The organism is Bradyrhizobium sp. 190 (genome assembly GCF_023073415.1).
Lineage (GTDB): Bacteria > Pseudomonadota > Alphaproteobacteria > Rhizobiales > Xanthobacteraceae > Bradyrhizobium.
The window spans coordinates 12,567-29,976 of the sequence record NZ_JADPJL010000082.1 but is presented as its reverse complement, the minus strand read 5'-3'; the positions used below and the strand labels follow the sequence as shown (position 1 = coordinate 29,976).

The following is a 17,410-nucleotide window of genomic DNA, read 5'->3' as shown; positions in this document are numbered from 1 at the left end:
ATGCGCACATGGCAGGTCGAGCGCCGCAAGCGAACACGGCAACTCATCGAACTCGGCGGCCTCGTCGTGAAAGCTGGGGTCGTGGACCTGACCGGCGACGATCGCGCCATCATTCTCGGCGCGCTGCTCTGGATGGCCGACAAGCTCCAAAGCGATCAAGGCGAACGGGCGCGAGCGCTATGGGCCGCAAAGGGGAAACAAGCGTTCGAGGCGGACCCGGCGACACACAAGGAGACAGATCGAACTGATCCGGCGGTTCGTCGTTGATGCACGACAATGGCACGTCAGCCAAGCGACGGCTGCCCGGAGGCTTGATGGCAGGTCGATGCGTATGCTCGATGAATGCGCAGCGACGTGCTAATCCGTCCGCTGCTTCAAGGCCTCCCGCGACATCTGCTTTGTGTACGAGCGCGAACGCAGCCTTTCGCTGACGACCGCACCCCTGTTATCCCTGCGGCCTCATCACCGGGATCCGTTCAGACTTGCCTGGTCAGATCACCGCGCAAGTTACAGAAAACGTTTACGACACCCGAACCGGCCGTGCCATGCTCATCCTACGGTCGACGGCAGCCGCCTGGACGTCGCAAAACAGTTTCGTCGCTTCCTGCCCCTTGATTTTCGTCATTTCGCTCACGAGGTCGTCGCAGAGCGGCGCAAGATGCGCAGATGTGCGGGACGTCATGCCGCCGGCGATTGGACCTCGATCGATGACGGCCACCGATTTGCCCCGTCTGCCGAGTTCATAGGCGGTCGATAGGCGGGCGATGCCCGATCCAACTACGGCCACCTCGCATTCGAGGTCGCCCGGCAGCGAGCCGGCCGCGGGCATGACGTCAACGTCCATCCAGAGTGATTTGCTGGCCATTCGTCGCTCCCAAACCTCTGAGAACGCCGGCGCAACGAGCGGGGTTCCTATTGCTTAGCCTACTATCGATACGGCCGTGCCGACGATGAACGAGACCATCGTCGCCGTCGCGAGCCAGCCAAGCCAGCGGGCCGGGCCCGTCAGCAGCAGATCGCCCGCGGGTACGTGATCAGCATCGTCTATCCGATACCGAATCTGAGCTGCGCCCGGCTGGCTGTACGTGCCGATACCTGATGGATCGTCGTCGGAGGCGCTGGTAATTAGCCCGGCCCGAGGCGCGGTAGAAAGCTGTCCCCGTCCTTGTCTGCGATGCGCTTTGCCCCTCGCCAATTGTTCACCAAGTCATCGTTCCCGACTGCCATTTCCGTCCGGCAAAAGCGGCAACACGCGCAGCGGCTGACTTGCTCCAAAGCATTGTGTGCTGTTTTGAACATTACCTGGGCGACATTGCATGTTGTACGGAGCGCGCTCGCCATTGCGGGTAGTCCTGAGCGTCGTCGTGAAATCAGAGCCTGCAACTCTAGCCGCGCGCCTTTGTCGTCCGCCAGACGTTGCTTCTACATCCCGACCGACGCCATCGTCTGCCCGAGGAACGATTCAATACAGCGTGAGTTCATCCCGAAAGAAATCCAAGGGGATAAGTCATGACACGATCAGTGGAAGATCTGAGGCGTGAGTCCGAGCGGAGCCGTGCCGAGTTGGCGGCCACGGTCGAACAGTTGAGGGAGCGGATATCGCATACCGCCGATGACATCCGTCATAAGGTTTCGCCGCAACACATCAGATCGGAAGTTTCGGGTTACATAAACCACACGACCCAAAGCTGGGTCGAGGCGCTGAAGCAGCAGGCCATGGATAATCCGATGCGCGCGGTCGCCGCGGGCACGGCGGTCGCGGTCCCGCTGCTGCGCCTCGCGCGTGGTTTCCCGCTGCCGCTTCTGATGATCGGCGCCGGCCTCGTCCTTACCTCCAAAACAGCCCGCGACCGCGTTGCCGAAGCGGCCGCCCCGGCAGTGGAGAAGGCCGGGGAAATGCTGGGTGAGGCGGCGGATCGCGCACAGGCGCTGCGGGGCGACGTCAAGGACCAACTCGCTTCGGCTCAAAGCCATGGCACCGGCATGGCCATTGACGCGCGCGATACGGCTGCCGGCGCGGCCGACGATCTCCGGAGCCGGGCAGCGGAGGCTGCCAGCACGGTCGGCGACAAGCTCAAGGGCAGCGTGGATGCCGTCATGGACACGGCTGGCGCGGCAAAGGACGCGGCGGCGACAGCGCCTGCAAAGGCCCGCCAAGTCATCGGCGACAACGCGGCGCTGATCGGTGGCCTGGGGATCGCAATCGGCGCGATCATTGCCGCGGCTCTTCCCGAGACCAAGGCCGAAGTCAACGCGATGGGCGAGGCGAGTGACAGCGTGAAGCAGGCGGCGGGCGAGGCGGCGCAATCCGGATTTGAGGCCGCCAATGATGCGACGATGTCGGCGGCCGACGCTGCGGCGAAAAGCGTCGCCGAGGCCGATCTCGGGCGACACACCAGCCGCATGACACAAAACATGGCCGACACGCTCAAGGAAACTGCCGACGACGTCGTGAGGGCGGCCTTCAATCCTTCCCGAAACCCGAACATCTGAAAGAGCTATCATGAGCGATTTGGACCTGACTAAAAAGACGAATTTCACCCAGAATCAGAATACCGGCTCTTCGCAGAGCCTAAAGGACCAGATGGCGGATGCTGGAGCCGGAATGAAACAGCGCGCCGGCGACGCCCTGCAAGCGTCGACCGATGTTGCGCGCGACAAGTTCAAGGAAGCGGCTGACGCCGCCAAGGACGTGGCCTCCGAGACAGCGGACCAGATCGAGGACCAGGCGCGTGACAAGCAGCGGTCGGGCGCCGACTTTGTCGAGCGTCTCGCCGGCAACATTCGCGAAGCGGCCCACGCCTTCGAGAGCGACGCGCCTTTCGCTGCCCGCGGCATCAATTCCGCCGCCGGATATGTCGACGATGCCGCCGAGAAAATCCGCAACGGAAGCTTCCGCGACCTGGTCGACGGCGCCACCGACTTCGCAAGGCGGCAGCCAGCCGCGTTTCTCGGGATCTCCGTGCTTGCTGGCTTCGCGGCAGTCCGCTTCCTCAAGGCGTCCGGCGGGCAGTCTTCAGCTTCGAAACGGCCCGAAAATTCCCGGGAGCAGGCATCATCCTCACAGCGAAGCAACGTGTCATGAGCATCCAGAACGATATCAGAACGAGCAAGGACAACCTTCGAACCATCTCCACGCTTCTGGGCGATGCTTTGTCGCAGTTCGCCAAGCTATTTCAGAACGAGGTAGATCTCGCCAAGGCCGAATTCAGCGAGAAGGTTCAGAAGGTCGGTGGCGCGCTGGGCTTCATTGCCGGCGGCGCCGTCCTGGTGATCCCCGCCCTGGTCATGGCGCTTTTCGCGTTGTCGGCGGCGTTGATCGCCGCAGGTTGGTCGCAGCCGGTTTCGTATTTGGTCTCGGCCATCGTGGCCGCGGTAGTTGCCGGCGCGCTGTTTGCGATCGGCATCAACCGCCTCGACACGCGCAATCTAGCGCCGCATGAAACCATCCGGCAGCTCGAAAAGGACAAGGATACCGTGAAAGGAATGGTGCGATGAGCAGCACGCAAACCGGATTTTTCGACAGTTTGGTGGCTGGGGTTCGCGAAAATCCCCTTGCCGCGGCCCTTATCGGAGGCGGCGCGTTGTGGCTATTGGTCGGCGACGAGAAGCTGAAGAGCGCTGCGCGATCAGCGACGGCCGCGGCTTCGCCTATGGTCGATGTCGGCGCACGCAATGTTCGCGCGGCCGCCTCTGAACTCCAGCGGACCGCGGCGCCGCCGACCGCACCTGAAATGGATCAAGATGGAACCGTCGGTGTCGGTGAAACCTTACGCGAAGCCGGTAAGGCCGCTTCCGATGCCATGTCGGGAGCGTCCGACAAGATCCGGGAAGGAATCGACGAAGGTGTCGCCTATGCGCGGGAGAACTTCGGCAAGCTGGGCAATGCGCTTCCCGGAAAAGAGGCTCTCACGACAGCGCAATCATCGCTGGCCGACGTGCTGGAACGGCAGCCTCTCGTCCTCGGAGTTGTGGGCTTGGCGATCGGAGTAGCAGTGGCGGGAGCGTTCCGGGCGTCCGACCTCGAGAACGAATGGATCGGCGAACTCAGCGACGATCTGAAAGCTGATCTGAATACACGTGCTGGCGCGGTATCGAAAAGTCTGCGCGAAGCTTCCGATACGCTCAAGGCCGAACTTGGCGACACTGGCGCCGAAGCCGTCGATCGGGTGAAACAGGCCGGTATGGATGCCGCAGATGCCGCACGGGAAAAGATGAAGTCATCGTAGCTGAGGCCAGGGGTGAACCGGAGGCGCTTCGATGTGGTGGACGGTCTCGAAAGAGGCGGCAGCCAACTGGTCGGGCCATAAGGATGCCCGGCAGGGTGCGGCCCTCGCATACTATTCGGTGTTCTCCTTAGGCCCTATCATCGTGATCGCCATCGCGATCGCGGGACTTTTCTTCAATCACGATGCGGTCACCTCGCAGGTTATTGCCTCCTTGAAAGACATGCTCGGAGAGACAGGAGCCAAGGCAATCGAAGCGATGCTGGTAGGAGCCAGCCGTCCTGCAGAGGGCGCTCTCGCAACGATCCTCGGCGTCGGCGCCCTGCTGTTTGCCGCTATTGGCGTCGTTGTGCAGTTCGCGCTCAACGTGGTGTGGGAGGTAGAGGAATCAAAAGGGGGCGGCATTTGGCATTTCGCCCGCAATTACGTTCTGTCTTTCACAGCCGTTCTAGCTCTCGGCTTTCTTCTCCTCGTTTCGCTCATGGTAACGGCGGGGCTTGCCGCGGCCGGCAAATTTGTGGCTCCATACATGCCAGAGGGCATTTTGCAAGTCGTCAGCACGCTGGTGTCCTTCGCCGTTGTGACGGTGCTCTTTGCAATGATGTTCAAGTGGCTGCCGGATGTTTCTATCGGCTGGCGGGACGTCTGGCTGGGAGCATTCTTGACCGCCTTGTTTTTCGAGGCGGGAAAGGCGGCGATCGCCTTTTACATCGGCAAGCAGGGCCTGGAATCGACCTATGGTGCGGCCGCTTCGATCGTCGTGGTGCTCATCTGGGTTTACTACAACTCCCAGTTAATCCTGATGGGAGCGGAGATCACCCACGCCTACGCCAAGCACGGAGGCTCGCTTAAGCAGCGAGAATCGCAGAGCGCCGCGAACGTTCGGCCCCTGTCGCAGCCGGTTGAGCGGTCAAGAAAGCGAGCGAAACGGGCGTTTTAGAAACTCGTGGAGCTCTAATCGTTCGACGAAGGCCCACGTTCTCCCCCACCTCGTGCACAGTGGTAGGTCGACAGGGGAGGGAAGCCGATAACATTTGCCTCTCAAATTGAGCGGCTCGAGACGTCAATCTACGATTGAGGCGCCCTCTCTCAATCCAATCAGTAGCGCAGTAGGGAACCCCAAAGCCGGTGTGACGTTCTCATCCTATGGCAAAGCGATTCGCCTCGGTCCCAATGGTGACACAGCCGGTCCGTCTTCCGGCCGCTCAACCGATGGCCGACAGTGTCCCCGCGAAGAAGCCACGGCCCGGATCGAATACGTTGAACTTGGCTAAGGCCAAACTTGTGAGGCGACGTGCCCTAAACAAGCAGTGTTCGTTGCTCGCTAATTCGAGTAAGAACGTCAAGACCTGAACGGGATCTCCGATACGATGATGGGGGCGTTGGCGCGGATGGTGGTTCACCTTGGGTGATCGCAAATTCGTTTTGTCGTTACCCTTTCGCCGGAGCAAGGCTCAGTCTCAGGGTTTCAAGTGCGAGAGTTCCACTGTCCATCCTGTCGTGGCCAAGTGCCATTCGAGCAATGCGAATGCACGAGCTGCGGCAACAAATTGCTTTTTGACACCGCAAACTTGAAGATGGTGAGGCTTCAGGACGAAAACTCCCGCGACAATCGCGAAATCATTGGCTGCAATTGGTCGGTAGAAGGCATGGGTCCGTATTGCGCTTCTTGCTGCCTTAACCGCACAATACCTAACCTTTCCGTTCTTCGGAATGTTCTCCTGTGGAAGCGCGTTGAGGAGGCCAAACGCCGCCTGGTTTACGATCTCAGACGACTTCAGCTTCCCCTCGTATCGCGGAACGGCGATCATATCGCCTTTGAAATTCTCTCGGACGAGTCGGGTCCAGTTCTAACTGGCCACCGCTCAGGTCTCATCACACTGAATCTTGCGGAGGCCGATGATGTTGAACGCGAGTCACGTCGCATTGCCTTTAGAGAGCCGTACCGTACTCTGCTCGGCCACTTCCGACACGAGGTCGGACACTTCTACTGGGACCTGTTGGTCGAGGGTACCAAACTGCGAGCGTCTTTTAACCTGATTTGGCGAGTGAGACCGAAGCTCGTAGCCTGCGACGCCGTCGGCTTCTGCGATGGCCTATGCCGCTTTGATCGGAGCCATCTGGCTGACTCAGCGCGAGCCCCTGTACGTTAATTTCGCCCCGTGTTTGGCCAGGGGACTTGCTGGCGACCACCACAGAGCTCCTGACGCGATCAGCGGGTGAATTGAGGGACACCGGCGCTCTCCGAGAGCGCGGGGGTGGCGAGGCCCGGGGGCGGTATCTCGGGATCGCGATCGCTTGGGACTCCTGTACCGGTGACTGCCCCATATTTTCGCGAGCCGAAATCGCAGCGCCCATTTCGATAGACTGGAGAGAAACGTCCGCTTAGCCCGCCGATATTGTTGCAAAAGTCCTTTGGGGTGGCGAACGAAAATTCCTAGAGCCGCTGATGCGCTTTACGCGCGGCAACGTGAGGGGGACCATATTGTTTCATCCAAAATCGATCACGGACCTCCGCAGTGGCGTTGAAAAGCGACGCAGTTGCGGAGAAGTCCAAAGATCAACTTTCGCGAGATTTTCGGGGTCGCTCGATTTTCGGCTTTTGCAACAATATCGGCCAGCAGCTGACGTCGGTTCCGGCGGCATCCGCCCGAATGGAACTTCTCGATCGGGAACCGTTTCTGTACTACTCTGCGCCGCTGGTGTTGAGGTGAACTGCGAAATGCATCTGGAAGACTTGTATAGGCTTTTACGCAGCGAACATGTTCAGGCGCAGGGGATCGTAGACACCCTTGAAGAGCCTTTGCTCGTGCTTGACCAAGCTGGCTGTGTCATCACTGGGAATCGCGGGTTTTTCGAGACGTTCAAGGTGGGCCGCGATGACACGGTGGGCCGCAGCTTGTTCGCGCTGGGCGATGGCCAATGGGTATTCCTGAACTCCGGCGTCTCGTGGGCGAGATCATTCCCAAGTCGGCTGCTATTATTGGCTACGAAGTGAACGCGGACTTCCCCGCCATCGGAAGGCGCACGATGTGCGTAAGCGCGCGACGTTTGGTACACCCTGACAATAATAGCACCAGCATCCTGATCCTGTTTGAGGACGCGACCGAAAGGCGACGCATCGAGGCTGAAAAAGATATTCTCCTCACCGAGACGCGCCATCGGATGAAGAACCTTTTAGCGATCGTGCGCGCTCTCGCCACTCAGACCGCTGTCCAAGGCCGGTCTGGTGAGGAATATCGAGACGCTTTTTTGGGCCGGTTCGAAGCCGTGATCCGAGCCGAGGCCCTCGCCCTCGCCGGCAGTGCTCAAGGCGATCTGAACGAGTTGGTCGAACAAGCTCTCGCGCCCGCAGGGCCCGAGCGATGCCGCGTCGATCCGGGGCCACCAGTTAGGCTCAAGAGGTCCCAAGTTGTTCCGATCAGCCTCATTCTGCACGAACTGGCCGCCAATGCCTGGAAATACGGAGCGCTCTCGAGGCCGGGTGGGACCGTGCATCTAACCTGGAGCGTTGCCTCTGAGGCCGCCAGAAGCGTGCTTCACCTCACTTGGCACGAGGAGAATGGCCCACCCGTAGCTCCGCGCCAACTCGCTTCGGTTTCGGATCCAGGCTAATTAAGCACAGCGCTGAGCAAGGCTTGGGCGGCACGCAGGAACTAAACTACGCGCCGACGGGTTTAAGAGTTCATCTGACCGTACCTATGGAGTAGGGAGATCGCGCGAGAGTTCTACTGTGCACCGGACTCCCAGAATTCTAGTCGTGGAAGATGAGTTCCTTATCGCTATGGAGCTCGATATCACTCTGACAAGTGCTGGCTATCAGGTGCTGGGACCTGCGGCAAACGTCAGTGCGGCCCTGGGTCTGCTCCGGACGGAGCGGCCAGACGCAGCCGTTCTTGATGTCAACCTCGCAGGAGAATGGGTCACCCCAGTCGCGGCAGTGCTCCGGACAATGATTGTCCCGTTCATTCTAACCAGCGCGTATGGTGCTGCTGACCTGAACACTGAACCGGTGCTCCGGGATGCGGTCAACGTAGGAAAACCCTCGAGGTCCGAGTTGCTCCTAAAGGAACTGCGTGACGTGCTCCGGAGCATGGAACCTGAGCGGCGTTGACTAAGGGTAACTGATTAACTTCCGCTTTGGGTCGTCAAAAGCGTAAGGCTCAGAGCGAGCGAACGTTTTCCGGTTTGCGCCTCAAAGCAGACGCGAGGCCTTTATGAGTTCGCGCCCTCAGGCGTGCCTCTGGCTAGACTGACAGCCGTGGATCCTCCGCTCTGCCGAATCTACGGAGGCGTGGCCTCGTCGGCGACGGGGCGGCCGGACCGCGAAATGGAGACGGCCCCGCGTGAGTGGAGTCCTCTCCCCGCTCACCGCGGACAGGCCGTCAGTGAGCGCTCCGCCGCTAACCGGGAGATCTCCAACGCCGCGAATGCGGCATCACGCGGTCGGCGGCGGACAATGACTCTGAAGTCGGCTCCGTAAAAGTGAGTCGCTTTGACCTAGGACGAACCTATTCCTTAAACGGCCCCACCGACGGAGTGCCGAAGCTTTGCTAGCGCTGCAGCTCGGACTATCAGCCGCAGGTGCATCACGAGGCCTTAGAGGGCGCTGAGGGGCGCGGGGGTGGAGAGACCCGGGCGGTGATGCGGGATTGAAATCGCATCAGGTACCGCTACCGGTTACTGCCCGATACTTTCGCGACGTCCTTAGCAACTTAGCTGGAAGTCTATCTTCCACTTTATTCGTCGTCATAATCGTAAGGCCTTGGACCGTAGTAAGGCCTTGGGCCGTAGTCCCTGTCATAGGGCCTTGGGCCATAATCTCGATCGTAACGCCTTTGCCCATAGTCGCGATCCTCGCCGCGTGAGGGCGCTTCGCCTTGGGCAAAAACCGCGCGGCACCGATCGCTAAGTTGCGGAGTATTTCGCCGTAAGCATGCCACGATCCTGTTCGTATCGGGGATTTGCGCGCTGCATAGCCGCCAAACGTCGGGCGTGCAGGCCTGCTGTTGTTCCCACGTCCCCCGATACTCTTGCGAATACGCGGCGCTCTGGACGGTGATGCCGCAACCGATCGCTATTGTAGTGCTCAGGAAAATTCGGCTCGCTCGCATGTCTACCCTTATTTGATTGAACGTGCGGAGTATCCGCACGAAGTGCCTTCGCCCTGCGATTGAAATAAATACAGCTCGGGAAGGTTCTTATTTGTCGCACAACAACATTGTGAACGGGGAAGGGACGCCAGCCGCGACGTCAATTGAGCAGACATGCCACCTCGAGAGCGTACTCGACGCAGACTTTGTTCGGATACTGCGCCAGCTCCGGCGGGAACTGAATGGCGTGCGGGCACAGCATGCGCTCGCCGATGACGTGGTTGGGCCGAAGCAGGGGCTTTTCCGGCGGCGCGAACCGCGCGCACACCTCGGCACTTGCGAGATCATCATCGGTCACAGAGAAAAGGTCGCGCATAGCGTGAAGGCCGGTTCTGCGTAGAGTCAATTCGGAATCTTTTGGAACATCGCATGAAGCGCCTTCACCGCATAACAAATGTTAGTTCCTAACCCGCAGAACTACGGTGCCGCAATCGGGTAGAGGCCGGCAAAGTTGGCAGATCCGAATCCGTGCTATCCCTGTATCGTCTGTTGGTGCGGGAATGGCTTTTCATTGCGGGCGTGGTGGCGATGGGTCTGGCCCCAGTGGTCCTGACCATACTTGCGCTTTTATGGGACTAGTTCTCCTTCAGCCCGGGAGCGGCCCCTGACGCTCGCTATAAACGCCAGAATCGCCAATCCTTGGGGACTGAAAAGGGTTGGCTCCCAGCCGGTTTCAAGCCGAAAGCAAAAACGCTGACCTGCAAAGCGGATATGGTCCTAACAACAAAGAACGGCCCCGTGGAGCGTCGGGGCCGTCAGTAAGCTTTGACCAATTAGTGCCGGGAGCATCGCCCTGGTACCAACTCGGCTATCTGCCGGTTCATCGGCACCACGACGACGAATACCTCGACGCGATATGGCGCGGCGAACGCTGAAGATGCACGAGAGCGGCCCCGACGATGTCACAACGGCCAGAGCCGCCAACCCTCGTGAGAACGGGCTGCTTCCGGCCGGGGGCTGCTGGCCGAAATCAAAACGCTGACTCCTGCAAAGTGGAATCGTTCCTAAGATGCCATCGTCGCTGGTCCCGGCTCCTTTCCTCACCGGCGTTGACGGGCTTTCAGTGACTGGCGCGGAGACTCCGGGGGAGGGCGCCAGCCGCATCGCAGTCGAAGACCGAATCCGCGCCGGCGCTCATTGCCGGCGCGGTACCGGAGAGCTTCTTGCCATGGGCACCGATCCCCGAAGGTGTAGCGAGCATCAGGTTCCGATTTGATCTGGATCGAGTAGGCAAGCGGCTCCATCCATAATCCGCGTTAGGAACGCTGGATCACAAGGCGTGTTGTCTTTTTAGAAATGACCGACCTTTGGAGCGTCAGATGAGTAAGCGTAAACCAGCCAAGGCGTCAAAACGCGCCCACAGCCCTAAAATAGCTGCGCGGGCCCACCGGAACAAGCAGGACATTGTTAGAAGCGCTAAAGACGAGCTGCTGCGCTCTGTTGCCGCTGGCCCGATTGAATCGCCTCTTGAGCTTCATGATGATTCAAAACAAAAGGCTCCCATTGTTGAGAAACAAGAGGCTTCCAGCGTTGAGAAACAAATGGCTCCCATCGCTGAGAATCGGATGGCTGTCTTACGAGATCGCTTCGGTCAGACGGAAGGGTTTGATTTTTCTTTAGCGACGGCAAACATGCTGGCTTCTCAAGCGAAGCTTCTGGAAATGGCACAAACCAACATGCGATTTGCTTTTGAATTCAACCAGAGGCTTGCGAGAATCAGGTCACCATTCGAATTTTTCGACTTGACTGCGGAATTTACAAGACGGCGGATCGACATGTTCAGGAAGCATTCGAACGAAATTGCTGCACTCACAGCTGCCGCGCGGAGCGGCTCAACACCTGACGGTGTAGTGCGCATGACGTGACGCCCCGATCACCCTCGCAGCATTAGGGGTCGCTTTTTCCATATCCTGGTCCCGGTGATCCGGGCTTGATCTCGGCGCCGCCGCATACCTTGCAAATAAAGATAGGCTCAATGTCGGAGAGCCTTGCGCTATCGGCCCATCGCTCCGCGATGATGATAACTGAATGGCTGCACTTGTGATCAGCGCAACAAACGCGAATACCGTAACGCAGGATTTCCTCAACCAAGGTGATTTTTACGGCCGATTCTGTTCTCCATCCTCAATGGTCCGCAACGGCTGCTCGAGAAAAACATTCAGGCAATCGACGGCCTGAGCGATGGTGCCACCGTCGGCATAAGTCACCATGTGCCCGGAATTATTCACGAGGTGCAGGTCGGAGCGGCTGAGAACTTTATGTAGACGTCGAGCCTGTTCGGGTTCGATCAGCTGGTCCCCTGTTCCGTGGAAAATATAGACCGGGCACCGAATGCTTGAATAGTGAGACTGCAGCCGCGCCGCCTCCGGAATGAGAAACGCACTTTCCTCCGCGGCCGCCCTCAGTTGCTTCGGCCGGAGCGTCAGGGAGACTGGAAAGCTATCCTTGAAGTTCGCCGGGACAGAGCGGGGTGCAAAAAGCTTGCGTATCACCGCCGGCACCATGAGCCATGAGATGACTGGCGCGACCGTGTAGCGCATCATATCACCCAACACCGGTACCGCTGGACCTGACATCATCCAAAAGTCCCACCGCCGCGTCGGAAAGTAGTAACCGGAGGCAAGCACCAGGCCACCGATGAGGTAGTTACTCTGCAGTCCGATGGCGACAGCGACCAACGCACCCCATGAGTGGCCCAGCACGATAGGATCGCGCACGCCGAGCTGATTAAGGGCCTTCACGAACAGCGCCGCCTGGGATGTCGCAGTCCAGATGCGCGCGCGGGGCCGTTGACTGTATCCGAAGCCAGGCCGATCAAAGCATAGAACCCGGTTGTGGCGAGCAAGACGGTCCACAAGTCCGCTGATGATGAAATCCTGAATCATCGAGCCATTGCCATGAAACAGGACTACGCACGGAGCCGCGTGCTCACCACGCTCAACGTAGTGGAGGCGCACTCCGTCGCACTCCACGAAACTGCCAATAGGCGGGTTCTTCAGTTCAGCCATGAACGAGAACACGATGTTCCCTATGACCAAAAGAAGGACAAAGCCCACAACGACGACGAACACGGTTTCAGCAGTAGACATTCGCGGTGCCTCGCAAGCAGCCGGCCGAATTGCGGCAGAAGAGCCAGTCTGCGACATAACCTCCACACTTTGCTGTCGTTCCTAAGCGACCTTGGGATCGCGAAAGAGGCCGGCGTGCCGCCGAAAATATCCGTGAGCAGCATGCGAAGATTGCCAGCGCTTGTTCAACTTGCTACTCCGGCATTCCCCTTGAGTTTACCTTGCGGGCGCTCAACTACCCGAAGGCTAGGTGACCTGAGTTGATCTTAGTCAAGGCTGCTTTGTGAATTTCGCTTTGTCGCCCGCCTGACACTTGGCCAGACGCACAGGATGATCGCTACAGTGATGCCGATTATAAGACCGGTGCTTGGCATCGTTCAGGTGCTTCCCTTTCGTACTGTGATCGGTAAGCGCTTCGATGCTTTACAAAGGCAAATCGGTCTTCATTCGGCTACGGGCGTGCTTTCCGCGGTCTGAATACCGACTAACCGACCGCTGCTGCGTTGCTTGCTGAAGCAACATGTTTGTCGACCAAAGTCGCCGCTGGTAGGTCAATTGCCACTTTTTCCCGCTCTTATGGAACTCAGTGTTTCGTTGGGCGTTTGCCCAAAATAGGAGGAGGTGGCGAAATGGATGAAGGTGCGGAATTAGCGACCGCCGGTTTGGTCGTGGCATTTGCCGCTGTTTTGCTGGTCGCCTCGCACCTTTTCATCGAAGCCCAATCAGCGAAGCAGCTCGTCAAAGGCTCGATCGATCTCAAAATAACACTCATACAATCGCCAGCGGGCTATGACCCGGCTGCGGCAACGGAGCGCCGATGAGAATTGCGCAGGTTGCTCCTCTAGCCGAAAGTGTACCCCCTAACTTTACGGGGGCACAGAGCGGGTCGTCGCATGGATGGTCGATGAGCTCCTCAATCTGGGCCATGAAGTAACGCTTTTTGCGAGCGGAGATTCCGTGACTGGTGCGGAGCTCATTCCAGTTTGTCCCCGGGCACTTCGTCTCGATCGTCCGCGCACCGACCCCAGGGCTATTCAAGCAGCGCTCATCGAGGAAGTCGCCTTTAGGGCGAATGACTTCGACTTAATCCACGCGCCTATCGGTTGGCTGCACCTGCCGTTGCTAAGCAGACTTGGCGTCCCTTTTCTGACCACCTGCCATGGCCGCTTGGATTTCCCGCTCTTCCCGGACGTAATCCGCCGGTTTCCTATGGCAGCTTTCGTGTCGATCTCGGAAAATCAGCGTATCCCGCTGCCGGAAGCGAATTGGATCGGCACCGTTTATCACGGGCTGCCGGAGGACCTATTTCGGCCTTCCTTTGAACCAGGCTCCTATCTAGCATTCCTTGGCAGGTTGACGGCCGAAAAGGGACCAGAGCCGGCGATACGCATTGCTAGATCCGTTGGCATGCCCCTTCAAATTGCTGCAAAGGTACCGCGGGGCGAAACGACCTACTTCAGAGAGTGTATTGAGCCAAAAGTTGACGGAAAGCAGATCCGGCTTATCGGGGAAGTCAACGACCACGCCAAGCAAGGGTTTCTTGCCGGAGCCGCTGCGCTCCTCTTTCCCATCGATTGGCCCGAACCGTTTGGCCTGGTCATGATCGAATCAATGGCGTGTGGCACACCCGTCATCGCGTTTCGCTCCGGCTCGGTCCCCGAGGTGGTCGATGAAGGCGTCACCGGTTTTGTGGTCGATGACGAAGAGCAGGCTGTTCAAGCCGTGAACCGGCTGGGCGAACTCGATCGCGTGCGCGTGCGCGAGGGGTTCGAGAAGCGCTTCACTGCACGGCGGATGGCCGCAGACTACGTCTCGCATTACCAATCGGTGGTGAACGGCGGGTCCGCCGAATACCGCAGACAAGGGTTGCCTGCGGGTGAAGAGAGCGCGGCTCCGGCCTAGCCGCTGGCTCGGAAGCCCGGCATCAGCTCAACCGGAAGACCGGCCACCGCATCAAGTACATGAGGCAACGCGATTTTCTGAAACGCGTTCCTCACCCTTAGGATTAACCTGCCGCGGGGGGCTCCAACCAGCGCGCATCCGTGCAGTGCATTCGATCAAGCAGCCGCGAGGCGCGAGATTACGCCACTATCCGGCGCCGGTGTTGAGCAATGCTGGCGACGAGCCCGAAGCCAACTCCGCCACTTCCTTGCTTAGCGGCTCATCCTTTGCACCAGCAGCAGTTGGCTTTGCGGGCGTGGTTACGGCGGGTATAGCGCCGGTGGATTTGATCATCCTGCACTTTTCTGGCGCTAGGCTGCCTTAGCCCGCTCTTTGATGTCCTGGAGATTCCGAACCGAGGTGCCGGCGCGGCAAAGTCTCGAATTGAGACCGCACAGACGTCACTTCCCACAGAGAGCACCGAAGCCGGCCACGACGCGATCGGCTGGTATCAAAAAAAGAAATCGAACGATGGTCGAAACATCGGGCTCGATCCAAACCACGATTGGAGTTCGCACGGCGCAGACGGCTCGGCCTGATGTGCATCCATTACGACCAGCCGGAAGGTGCTCCCCATCCGCCCGAACGATACCGCGGGCGGCGCACGAGGAGCGGGGGCGGATCGTGGCAAAGTGCATACTACGTTAGTAGCTGCCGCCATCTGAGCACTTTGATCCACAGGCGATAGTTGAGTAAGTGCGCCAGATTCGCCTTGCTGAAAATAGTGCTTGGGCAGTCTAACTTTTGTTGTATCCGGCAGGGTCTAGCAGGCTCACACTTCTTGCCATCACCGCAAGGTACTGTGGCAGTTATCGGTGATGAGAACGCCCATTTGCGCTCCCGCCTTCTCTAACGGAGCAGCGCATGGTTATTAAGCGTCGCCGTTTCAAACAAACCCGACCCTTGGAAGAGCGTCTTGCCGGAGAAGCTATGCGTCTGCGCGAACAGGCGCGAACGCTTCCGCATGGACGTCTGCGTGATGAAGTCGAGAGAAAAGCTATCCAAGTCGAGGCCGCATATGAAGTGACCGAATTACTGCGGTTGCCCAGTGTGAGGGTTTAGCCTTATGTCTCCAGGGCAACATCGCAAGATCTACCAAAGCGAAAACGGTGATAGCTGGTGGCTTTGCCGCGAGGAGGGCGCTATCTTCGTTCAGCATGAAGCAAACGTTCCATCTGGCGCGATGATCACAAGGATGGAGCTCACACAATTTCTATCGAGCGGTAGAAACGCCCCTGAAAAAGAAGCACTTTTGGAGATGATTGGCGAACTCACACAGTGCGCAGATTAAGGCTTTCTGGCTTACAGTTGCCTAACTGAGTGCGCCGACCATATCTCATTTTCACTTCGACAAAGAATCGGTGACCGAGACGTTTGCGCCCGCTTTAGAGAGCGCTGACATGGCTATTTATTACTTCGATGTCCGCGATGGAGACGAACTCGTTGTCGATGAAGAGGGTATGGAGCTACGCGACATTGGGGCCGCGCAGGATGAGGCTGCGCGATCTCTAGCTGGTATCGCTTGGGACGGGATGCGCTCGGACGGTGTGCAAACCCAACAAATGGCAATCGAAGTGCGCGACCTGTATGGACCGGTGATGGAGGTCAAGTTCGCGTTCGTAATCAAACGAAAGCAATAAGGCCGCTTCCTCCGCCCGAACGATACCGGGGCCGACGCAGCTCGAGCAGGGACGGCTCCTGGCGACGCGCCTAGCGACGACCTCCAAGGGGCGCGCTGCTACAGTCACCCGATGAAGGACAGAAAAACGAGCAGGCCGATGCCCGCAAGCCCGATGGAGATCGCGGTAGCGATGGCCGCATCGGTCGACCGCCCTCGAAAGCCTAAATTTCCAGGCAAAACGTGCTTTGAGCTTCCCGTGAGAAGGGCGCGCGACCTTCGGAACGTAGCTTGGCAGGTGGTCCCCATGCGGGATACGGTACTTGCGCTGGGTTGGTGGATGTATTGCCGCAACAAAGACGCCATTACCCGACGCCAAAGTGACCACATTCTGATGACGACCGTGAGTGCGGCCATTCTTCCGCACATCATCAAAAAATTCGTCGATCAGGAGCGTCCGGACCGGTTGACGATCGAGGGACACCTCCATGGTGTGCCGTTCTCCGGAAAGAAATACGACGCATTTCCGTCAGGCCATACGTTGCACGCGGGAGCGCTCGCGTCTGCCGCCACGGTGCTGCCCCCAACGCAGCGCAATTCGGTGTGGGCAGGTGTCTTCTTTTTGGTGGCAACGCGCGTGGTGTTACTTGCGCATTGGGTGAGCGATGTCGCTGCCGGGTTTGCACTGGGCGTTGCGCTGGAGCGCTTCATTCGGCTTGCGACCGGATACGGTCAATTGCGAAAGGTGGCTAGTCCAGGCGCCACACGACCGGAAGCTCGCTTGAACTGATAAGGTCGATCTGCTCCTGCATGCGGGTACGGTAGATCGTCATCAGTCCCTCATGGCCGGCATCCGAGGAGCTGCAGAGTGCATCCTCGACATTCAGAGCTATTGGAGCGTCCAAACGTAGATGCCGCAGCACAAAGCTATGAAGAGGAAGATTGCCCATTTCCAGGGTGGCGATGAATGCATCTTGTCTCCTAAGCGATTGCGGATTTGGTTCATTCGGAAAAGGAGACCAAGTTGCAGCCTCTTTCGTTCCCGCCGCTGAGGACACCCGTCAGGCTACGTTCCGAAAGCCGGGCACAAGGGTTGAAATGCAAAGCCCGGCTTTTGGCCGGGCGATTTGCAAGGAAGAATAAGTGAATGACCGGATGGAAGTGAATGGCACAATGTTAGGGCAGCCAAACTCGGACCGTCTGTGAACTGTTTCACATTTACGGCGATTGTTTTCGCAGCCGGCGGCTTCTGAAAAGGCAACGGCCCCAGCTACTGGAAAGAAAGCTGGGGCCGCCTTCTCCCGGTTTGGGGCTTGGGGGCTGAAAAAACCGGAAGCCCGTTCCCGACTCTCTCAGCTCGCAAAAGTTCCAATCATCCCTGTTTATTCCAGAACCTCGTACTCA

Annotated in this window: 18 protein-coding genes and 2 pseudogenes; 16 read left to right on the top strand and 4 right to left on the bottom strand. The window is 58.7% G+C overall.

The genetic code is table 11. The features are described 5' to 3' along the window. Together IVB22_RS39320 and IVB22_RS39315 are read left to right on the top strand one after the other, a co-directional pair. Positions 1-267 (top strand): conjugal transfer protein TraD, encoded by a 267-nt coding sequence (locus IVB22_RS39320; protein ID WP_247522501.1) that lies wholly within the window; start codon positions 1-3, stop codon positions 265-267. Between the two features lie 182 nt (positions 268-449). Beyond that, positions 450-566: pseudogene (locus IVB22_RS39315) on the top strand (TrbI/VirB10 family protein); the annotation flags it as partial. On the opposite strand, the gene IVB22_RS39310 reads toward IVB22_RS39315, so the two are convergent. After that, positions 521-829 (bottom strand): FAD-dependent oxidoreductase, encoded by a 309-nt coding sequence (locus IVB22_RS39310; protein WP_247522590.1) that lies wholly within the window; start codon positions 827-829, stop codon positions 521-523. The pseudogene IVB22_RS39315 and the gene IVB22_RS39310 sit on opposite strands and share 46 nt — an antisense overlap. A gap of 899 nt (positions 830-1,728) precedes the next feature. Between IVB22_RS39310 and IVB22_RS39305 the strand changes: the two genes are divergently transcribed. The 6 genes from IVB22_RS39305 (at position 1,729) to IVB22_RS39280 (ending at position 6,379) form a co-directional block, all read left to right on the top strand. Next, the gene (locus IVB22_RS39305) at positions 1,729-2,493 is read left to right on the top strand and encodes a DUF3618 domain-containing protein (protein WP_308200509.1); all 765 of its coding nucleotides are present in this window, start codon (positions 1,729-1,731) and stop codon (positions 2,491-2,493) included. 10 nt (positions 2,494-2,503) lie between these two features. Beyond that, positions 2,504-3,085 (top strand): hypothetical protein, encoded by a 582-nt coding sequence (locus tag IVB22_RS39300; RefSeq protein ID WP_247522498.1) that lies wholly within the window; start codon positions 2,504-2,506, stop codon positions 3,083-3,085. Next, positions 3,082-3,498 (top strand): phage holin family protein, encoded by a 417-nt coding sequence (locus IVB22_RS39295; protein ID WP_247522497.1) that lies wholly within the window; start codon positions 3,082-3,084, stop codon positions 3,496-3,498. Before IVB22_RS39300 ends, IVB22_RS39295 begins: the two co-directional genes overlap by 4 nt. A 155-nt stretch (positions 3,499-3,653) precedes the next feature. Continuing rightward, positions 3,654-4,229, top strand: coding sequence for a hypothetical protein (locus IVB22_RS39290; protein WP_308200508.1), 576 nt, complete (start codon positions 3,654-3,656; stop codon positions 4,227-4,229). Between the two features lie 31 nt (positions 4,230-4,260). Beyond that, the gene (locus IVB22_RS39285; protein ID WP_247522495.1) at positions 4,261-5,166 is read left to right on the top strand and encodes a YihY/virulence factor BrkB family protein; all 906 of its coding nucleotides are present in this window, start codon (positions 4,261-4,263) and stop codon (positions 5,164-5,166) included. Between the two features lie 532 nt (positions 5,167-5,698). Then, entirely contained in the window at positions 5,699-6,379 is a 681-nt protein-coding gene (locus IVB22_RS39280) for a putative zinc-binding metallopeptidase (RefSeq protein WP_308200507.1), read from the top strand. A gap of 596 nt (positions 6,380-6,975) precedes the next feature. On the opposite strand, the gene IVB22_RS41755 is transcribed toward IVB22_RS39280, so the two are convergent. Then, positions 6,976-7,149, bottom strand: coding sequence for a hypothetical protein (locus tag IVB22_RS41755; RefSeq protein ID WP_308200506.1), 174 nt, complete (start codon positions 7,147-7,149; stop codon positions 6,976-6,978). On the opposite strand from IVB22_RS41755, the gene IVB22_RS39275 reads away from it, so the two are divergent. Both IVB22_RS39275 and IVB22_RS39270 read left to right on the top strand, forming a co-directional pair. Next, positions 7,149-7,841, top strand: coding sequence for a sensor histidine kinase (locus tag IVB22_RS39275; protein ID WP_308200505.1), 693 nt, complete (start codon positions 7,149-7,151; stop codon positions 7,839-7,841). The two genes, IVB22_RS41755 and IVB22_RS39275, sit on opposite strands and share 1 nt — an antisense overlap. A 145-nt stretch (positions 7,842-7,986) precedes the next feature. Then, positions 7,987-8,340 carry a hypothetical protein gene (locus IVB22_RS39270; protein ID WP_247522494.1) on the top strand — a complete coding sequence of 118 codons (354 nt, stop codon included), beginning with the start codon at positions 7,987-7,989 and terminating at the stop codon, positions 8,338-8,340. A gap of 1,139 nt (positions 8,341-9,479) precedes the next feature. Here IVB22_RS39270 and IVB22_RS39260 read toward each other — a convergent pair. Next, positions 9,480-9,695, bottom strand: a complete 216-nt coding sequence (locus IVB22_RS39260; protein ID WP_247522493.1) for a hypothetical protein — start codon at positions 9,693-9,695, stop codon at positions 9,480-9,482. 1,003 nt (positions 9,696-10,698) lie between these two features. Here IVB22_RS39260 and IVB22_RS39255 point away from each other — a divergent pair. Continuing rightward, on the top strand, positions 10,699-11,244 hold the full coding sequence (locus IVB22_RS39255) for a phasin family protein (RefSeq protein WP_247522492.1): 546 nt from the start codon (positions 10,699-10,701) through the stop codon (positions 11,242-11,244). 234 nt (positions 11,245-11,478) lie between these two features. Here the strand turns inward: IVB22_RS39255 and IVB22_RS39250 are convergent, their stop codons facing one another. Further along, positions 11,479-12,468, bottom strand: a complete 990-nt coding sequence (locus IVB22_RS39250) for an alpha/beta fold hydrolase (protein ID WP_247522491.1) — start codon at positions 12,466-12,468, stop codon at positions 11,479-11,481. A gap of 608 nt (positions 12,469-13,076) precedes the next feature. Between IVB22_RS39250 and IVB22_RS39245 the strand changes: the two genes are divergently transcribed. The 5 genes and pseudogenes from IVB22_RS39245 (at position 13,077) to IVB22_RS39225 (ending at position 16,796) form a co-directional block, all read left to right on the top strand. Next, on the top strand, positions 13,077-13,268 hold the full coding sequence (locus IVB22_RS39245) for a hypothetical protein (protein ID WP_247522490.1): 192 nt from the start codon (positions 13,077-13,079) through the stop codon (positions 13,266-13,268). Further along, positions 13,265-14,349 (top strand): annotated as a pseudogene (locus IVB22_RS39240) (glycosyltransferase family 4 protein). The gene IVB22_RS39245 and the pseudogene IVB22_RS39240 overlap by 4 nt, the downstream one beginning before the upstream one ends. A gap of 903 nt (positions 14,350-15,252) precedes the next feature. Further along, positions 15,253-15,450, top strand: coding sequence for a hypothetical protein (locus tag IVB22_RS39235; protein WP_247522489.1), 198 nt, complete (start codon positions 15,253-15,255; stop codon positions 15,448-15,450). A 338-nt stretch (positions 15,451-15,788) separates the two neighbouring features. After that, on the top strand, positions 15,789-16,028 hold the full coding sequence (locus tag IVB22_RS39230) for a hypothetical protein (protein WP_247522488.1): 240 nt from the start codon (positions 15,789-15,791) through the stop codon (positions 16,026-16,028). Positions 16,029-16,313: 285 nt separating this feature from the next. After that, positions 16,314-16,796, top strand: a complete 483-nt coding sequence (locus tag IVB22_RS39225) for a phosphatase PAP2 family protein (protein WP_247522487.1) — start codon at positions 16,314-16,316, stop codon at positions 16,794-16,796. Positions 16,797-17,410: the final 614 nt, after the last annotated feature.

What these genes read in the sequence shown, in the direction of transcription:
- IVB22_RS39225 (WP_247522487.1), top strand. Translation starts at nt 16,314, where the DNA reads ATGCGGGATACGGTACTTGCGCTGGGTTGGTGGATGTATTGCCGCAAC.
- IVB22_RS39285 (WP_247522495.1), top strand. Translation starts at nt 4,261, where the DNA reads ATGTGGTGGACGGTCTCGAAAGAGGCGGCAGCCAACTGGTCGGGCCAT.
- IVB22_RS39260 (WP_247522493.1), bottom strand. Translation starts at nt 9,695, where the DNA reads ATGCGCGACCTTTTCTCTGTGACCGATGATGATCTCGCAAGTGCCGAG.
- IVB22_RS39230 (WP_247522488.1), top strand. Translation starts at nt 15,789, where the DNA reads ATGGCTATTTATTACTTCGATGTCCGCGATGGAGACGAACTCGTTGTC.
- IVB22_RS39275 (WP_308200505.1), top strand. Translation starts at nt 7,149, where the DNA reads ATGGGTATTCCTGAACTCCGGCGTCTCGTGGGCGAGATCATTCCCAAG.
- IVB22_RS39305 (WP_308200509.1), top strand. Translation starts at nt 1,729, where the DNA reads ATGCGCGCGGTCGCCGCGGGCACGGCGGTCGCGGTCCCGCTGCTGCGC.
- IVB22_RS39255 (WP_247522492.1), top strand. Translation starts at nt 10,699, where the DNA reads ATGAGTAAGCGTAAACCAGCCAAGGCGTCAAAACGCGCCCACAGCCCT.
- IVB22_RS39295 (WP_247522497.1), top strand. Translation starts at nt 3,082, where the DNA reads ATGAGCATCCAGAACGATATCAGAACGAGCAAGGACAACCTTCGAACC.
- IVB22_RS39250 (WP_247522491.1), bottom strand. Translation starts at nt 12,468, where the DNA reads ATGTCTACTGCTGAAACCGTGTTCGTCGTCGTTGTGGGCTTTGTCCTT.
- IVB22_RS39245 (WP_247522490.1), top strand. Translation starts at nt 13,077, where the DNA reads ATGGATGAAGGTGCGGAATTAGCGACCGCCGGTTTGGTCGTGGCATTT.
- IVB22_RS39320 (WP_247522501.1), top strand. Translation starts at nt 1, where the DNA reads ATGCGCACATGGCAGGTCGAGCGCCGCAAGCGAACACGGCAACTCATC.
- IVB22_RS39235 (WP_247522489.1), top strand. Translation starts at nt 15,253, where the DNA reads ATGGTTATTAAGCGTCGCCGTTTCAAACAAACCCGACCCTTGGAAGAG.
- IVB22_RS39300 (WP_247522498.1), top strand. Translation starts at nt 2,504, where the DNA reads ATGAGCGATTTGGACCTGACTAAAAAGACGAATTTCACCCAGAATCAG.
- IVB22_RS39310 (WP_247522590.1), bottom strand. Translation starts at nt 829, where the DNA reads ATGCCCGCGGCCGGCTCGCTGCCGGGCGACCTCGAATGCGAGGTGGCC.
- IVB22_RS39290 (WP_308200508.1), top strand. Translation starts at nt 3,654, where the DNA reads ATGGTCGATGTCGGCGCACGCAATGTTCGCGCGGCCGCCTCTGAACTC.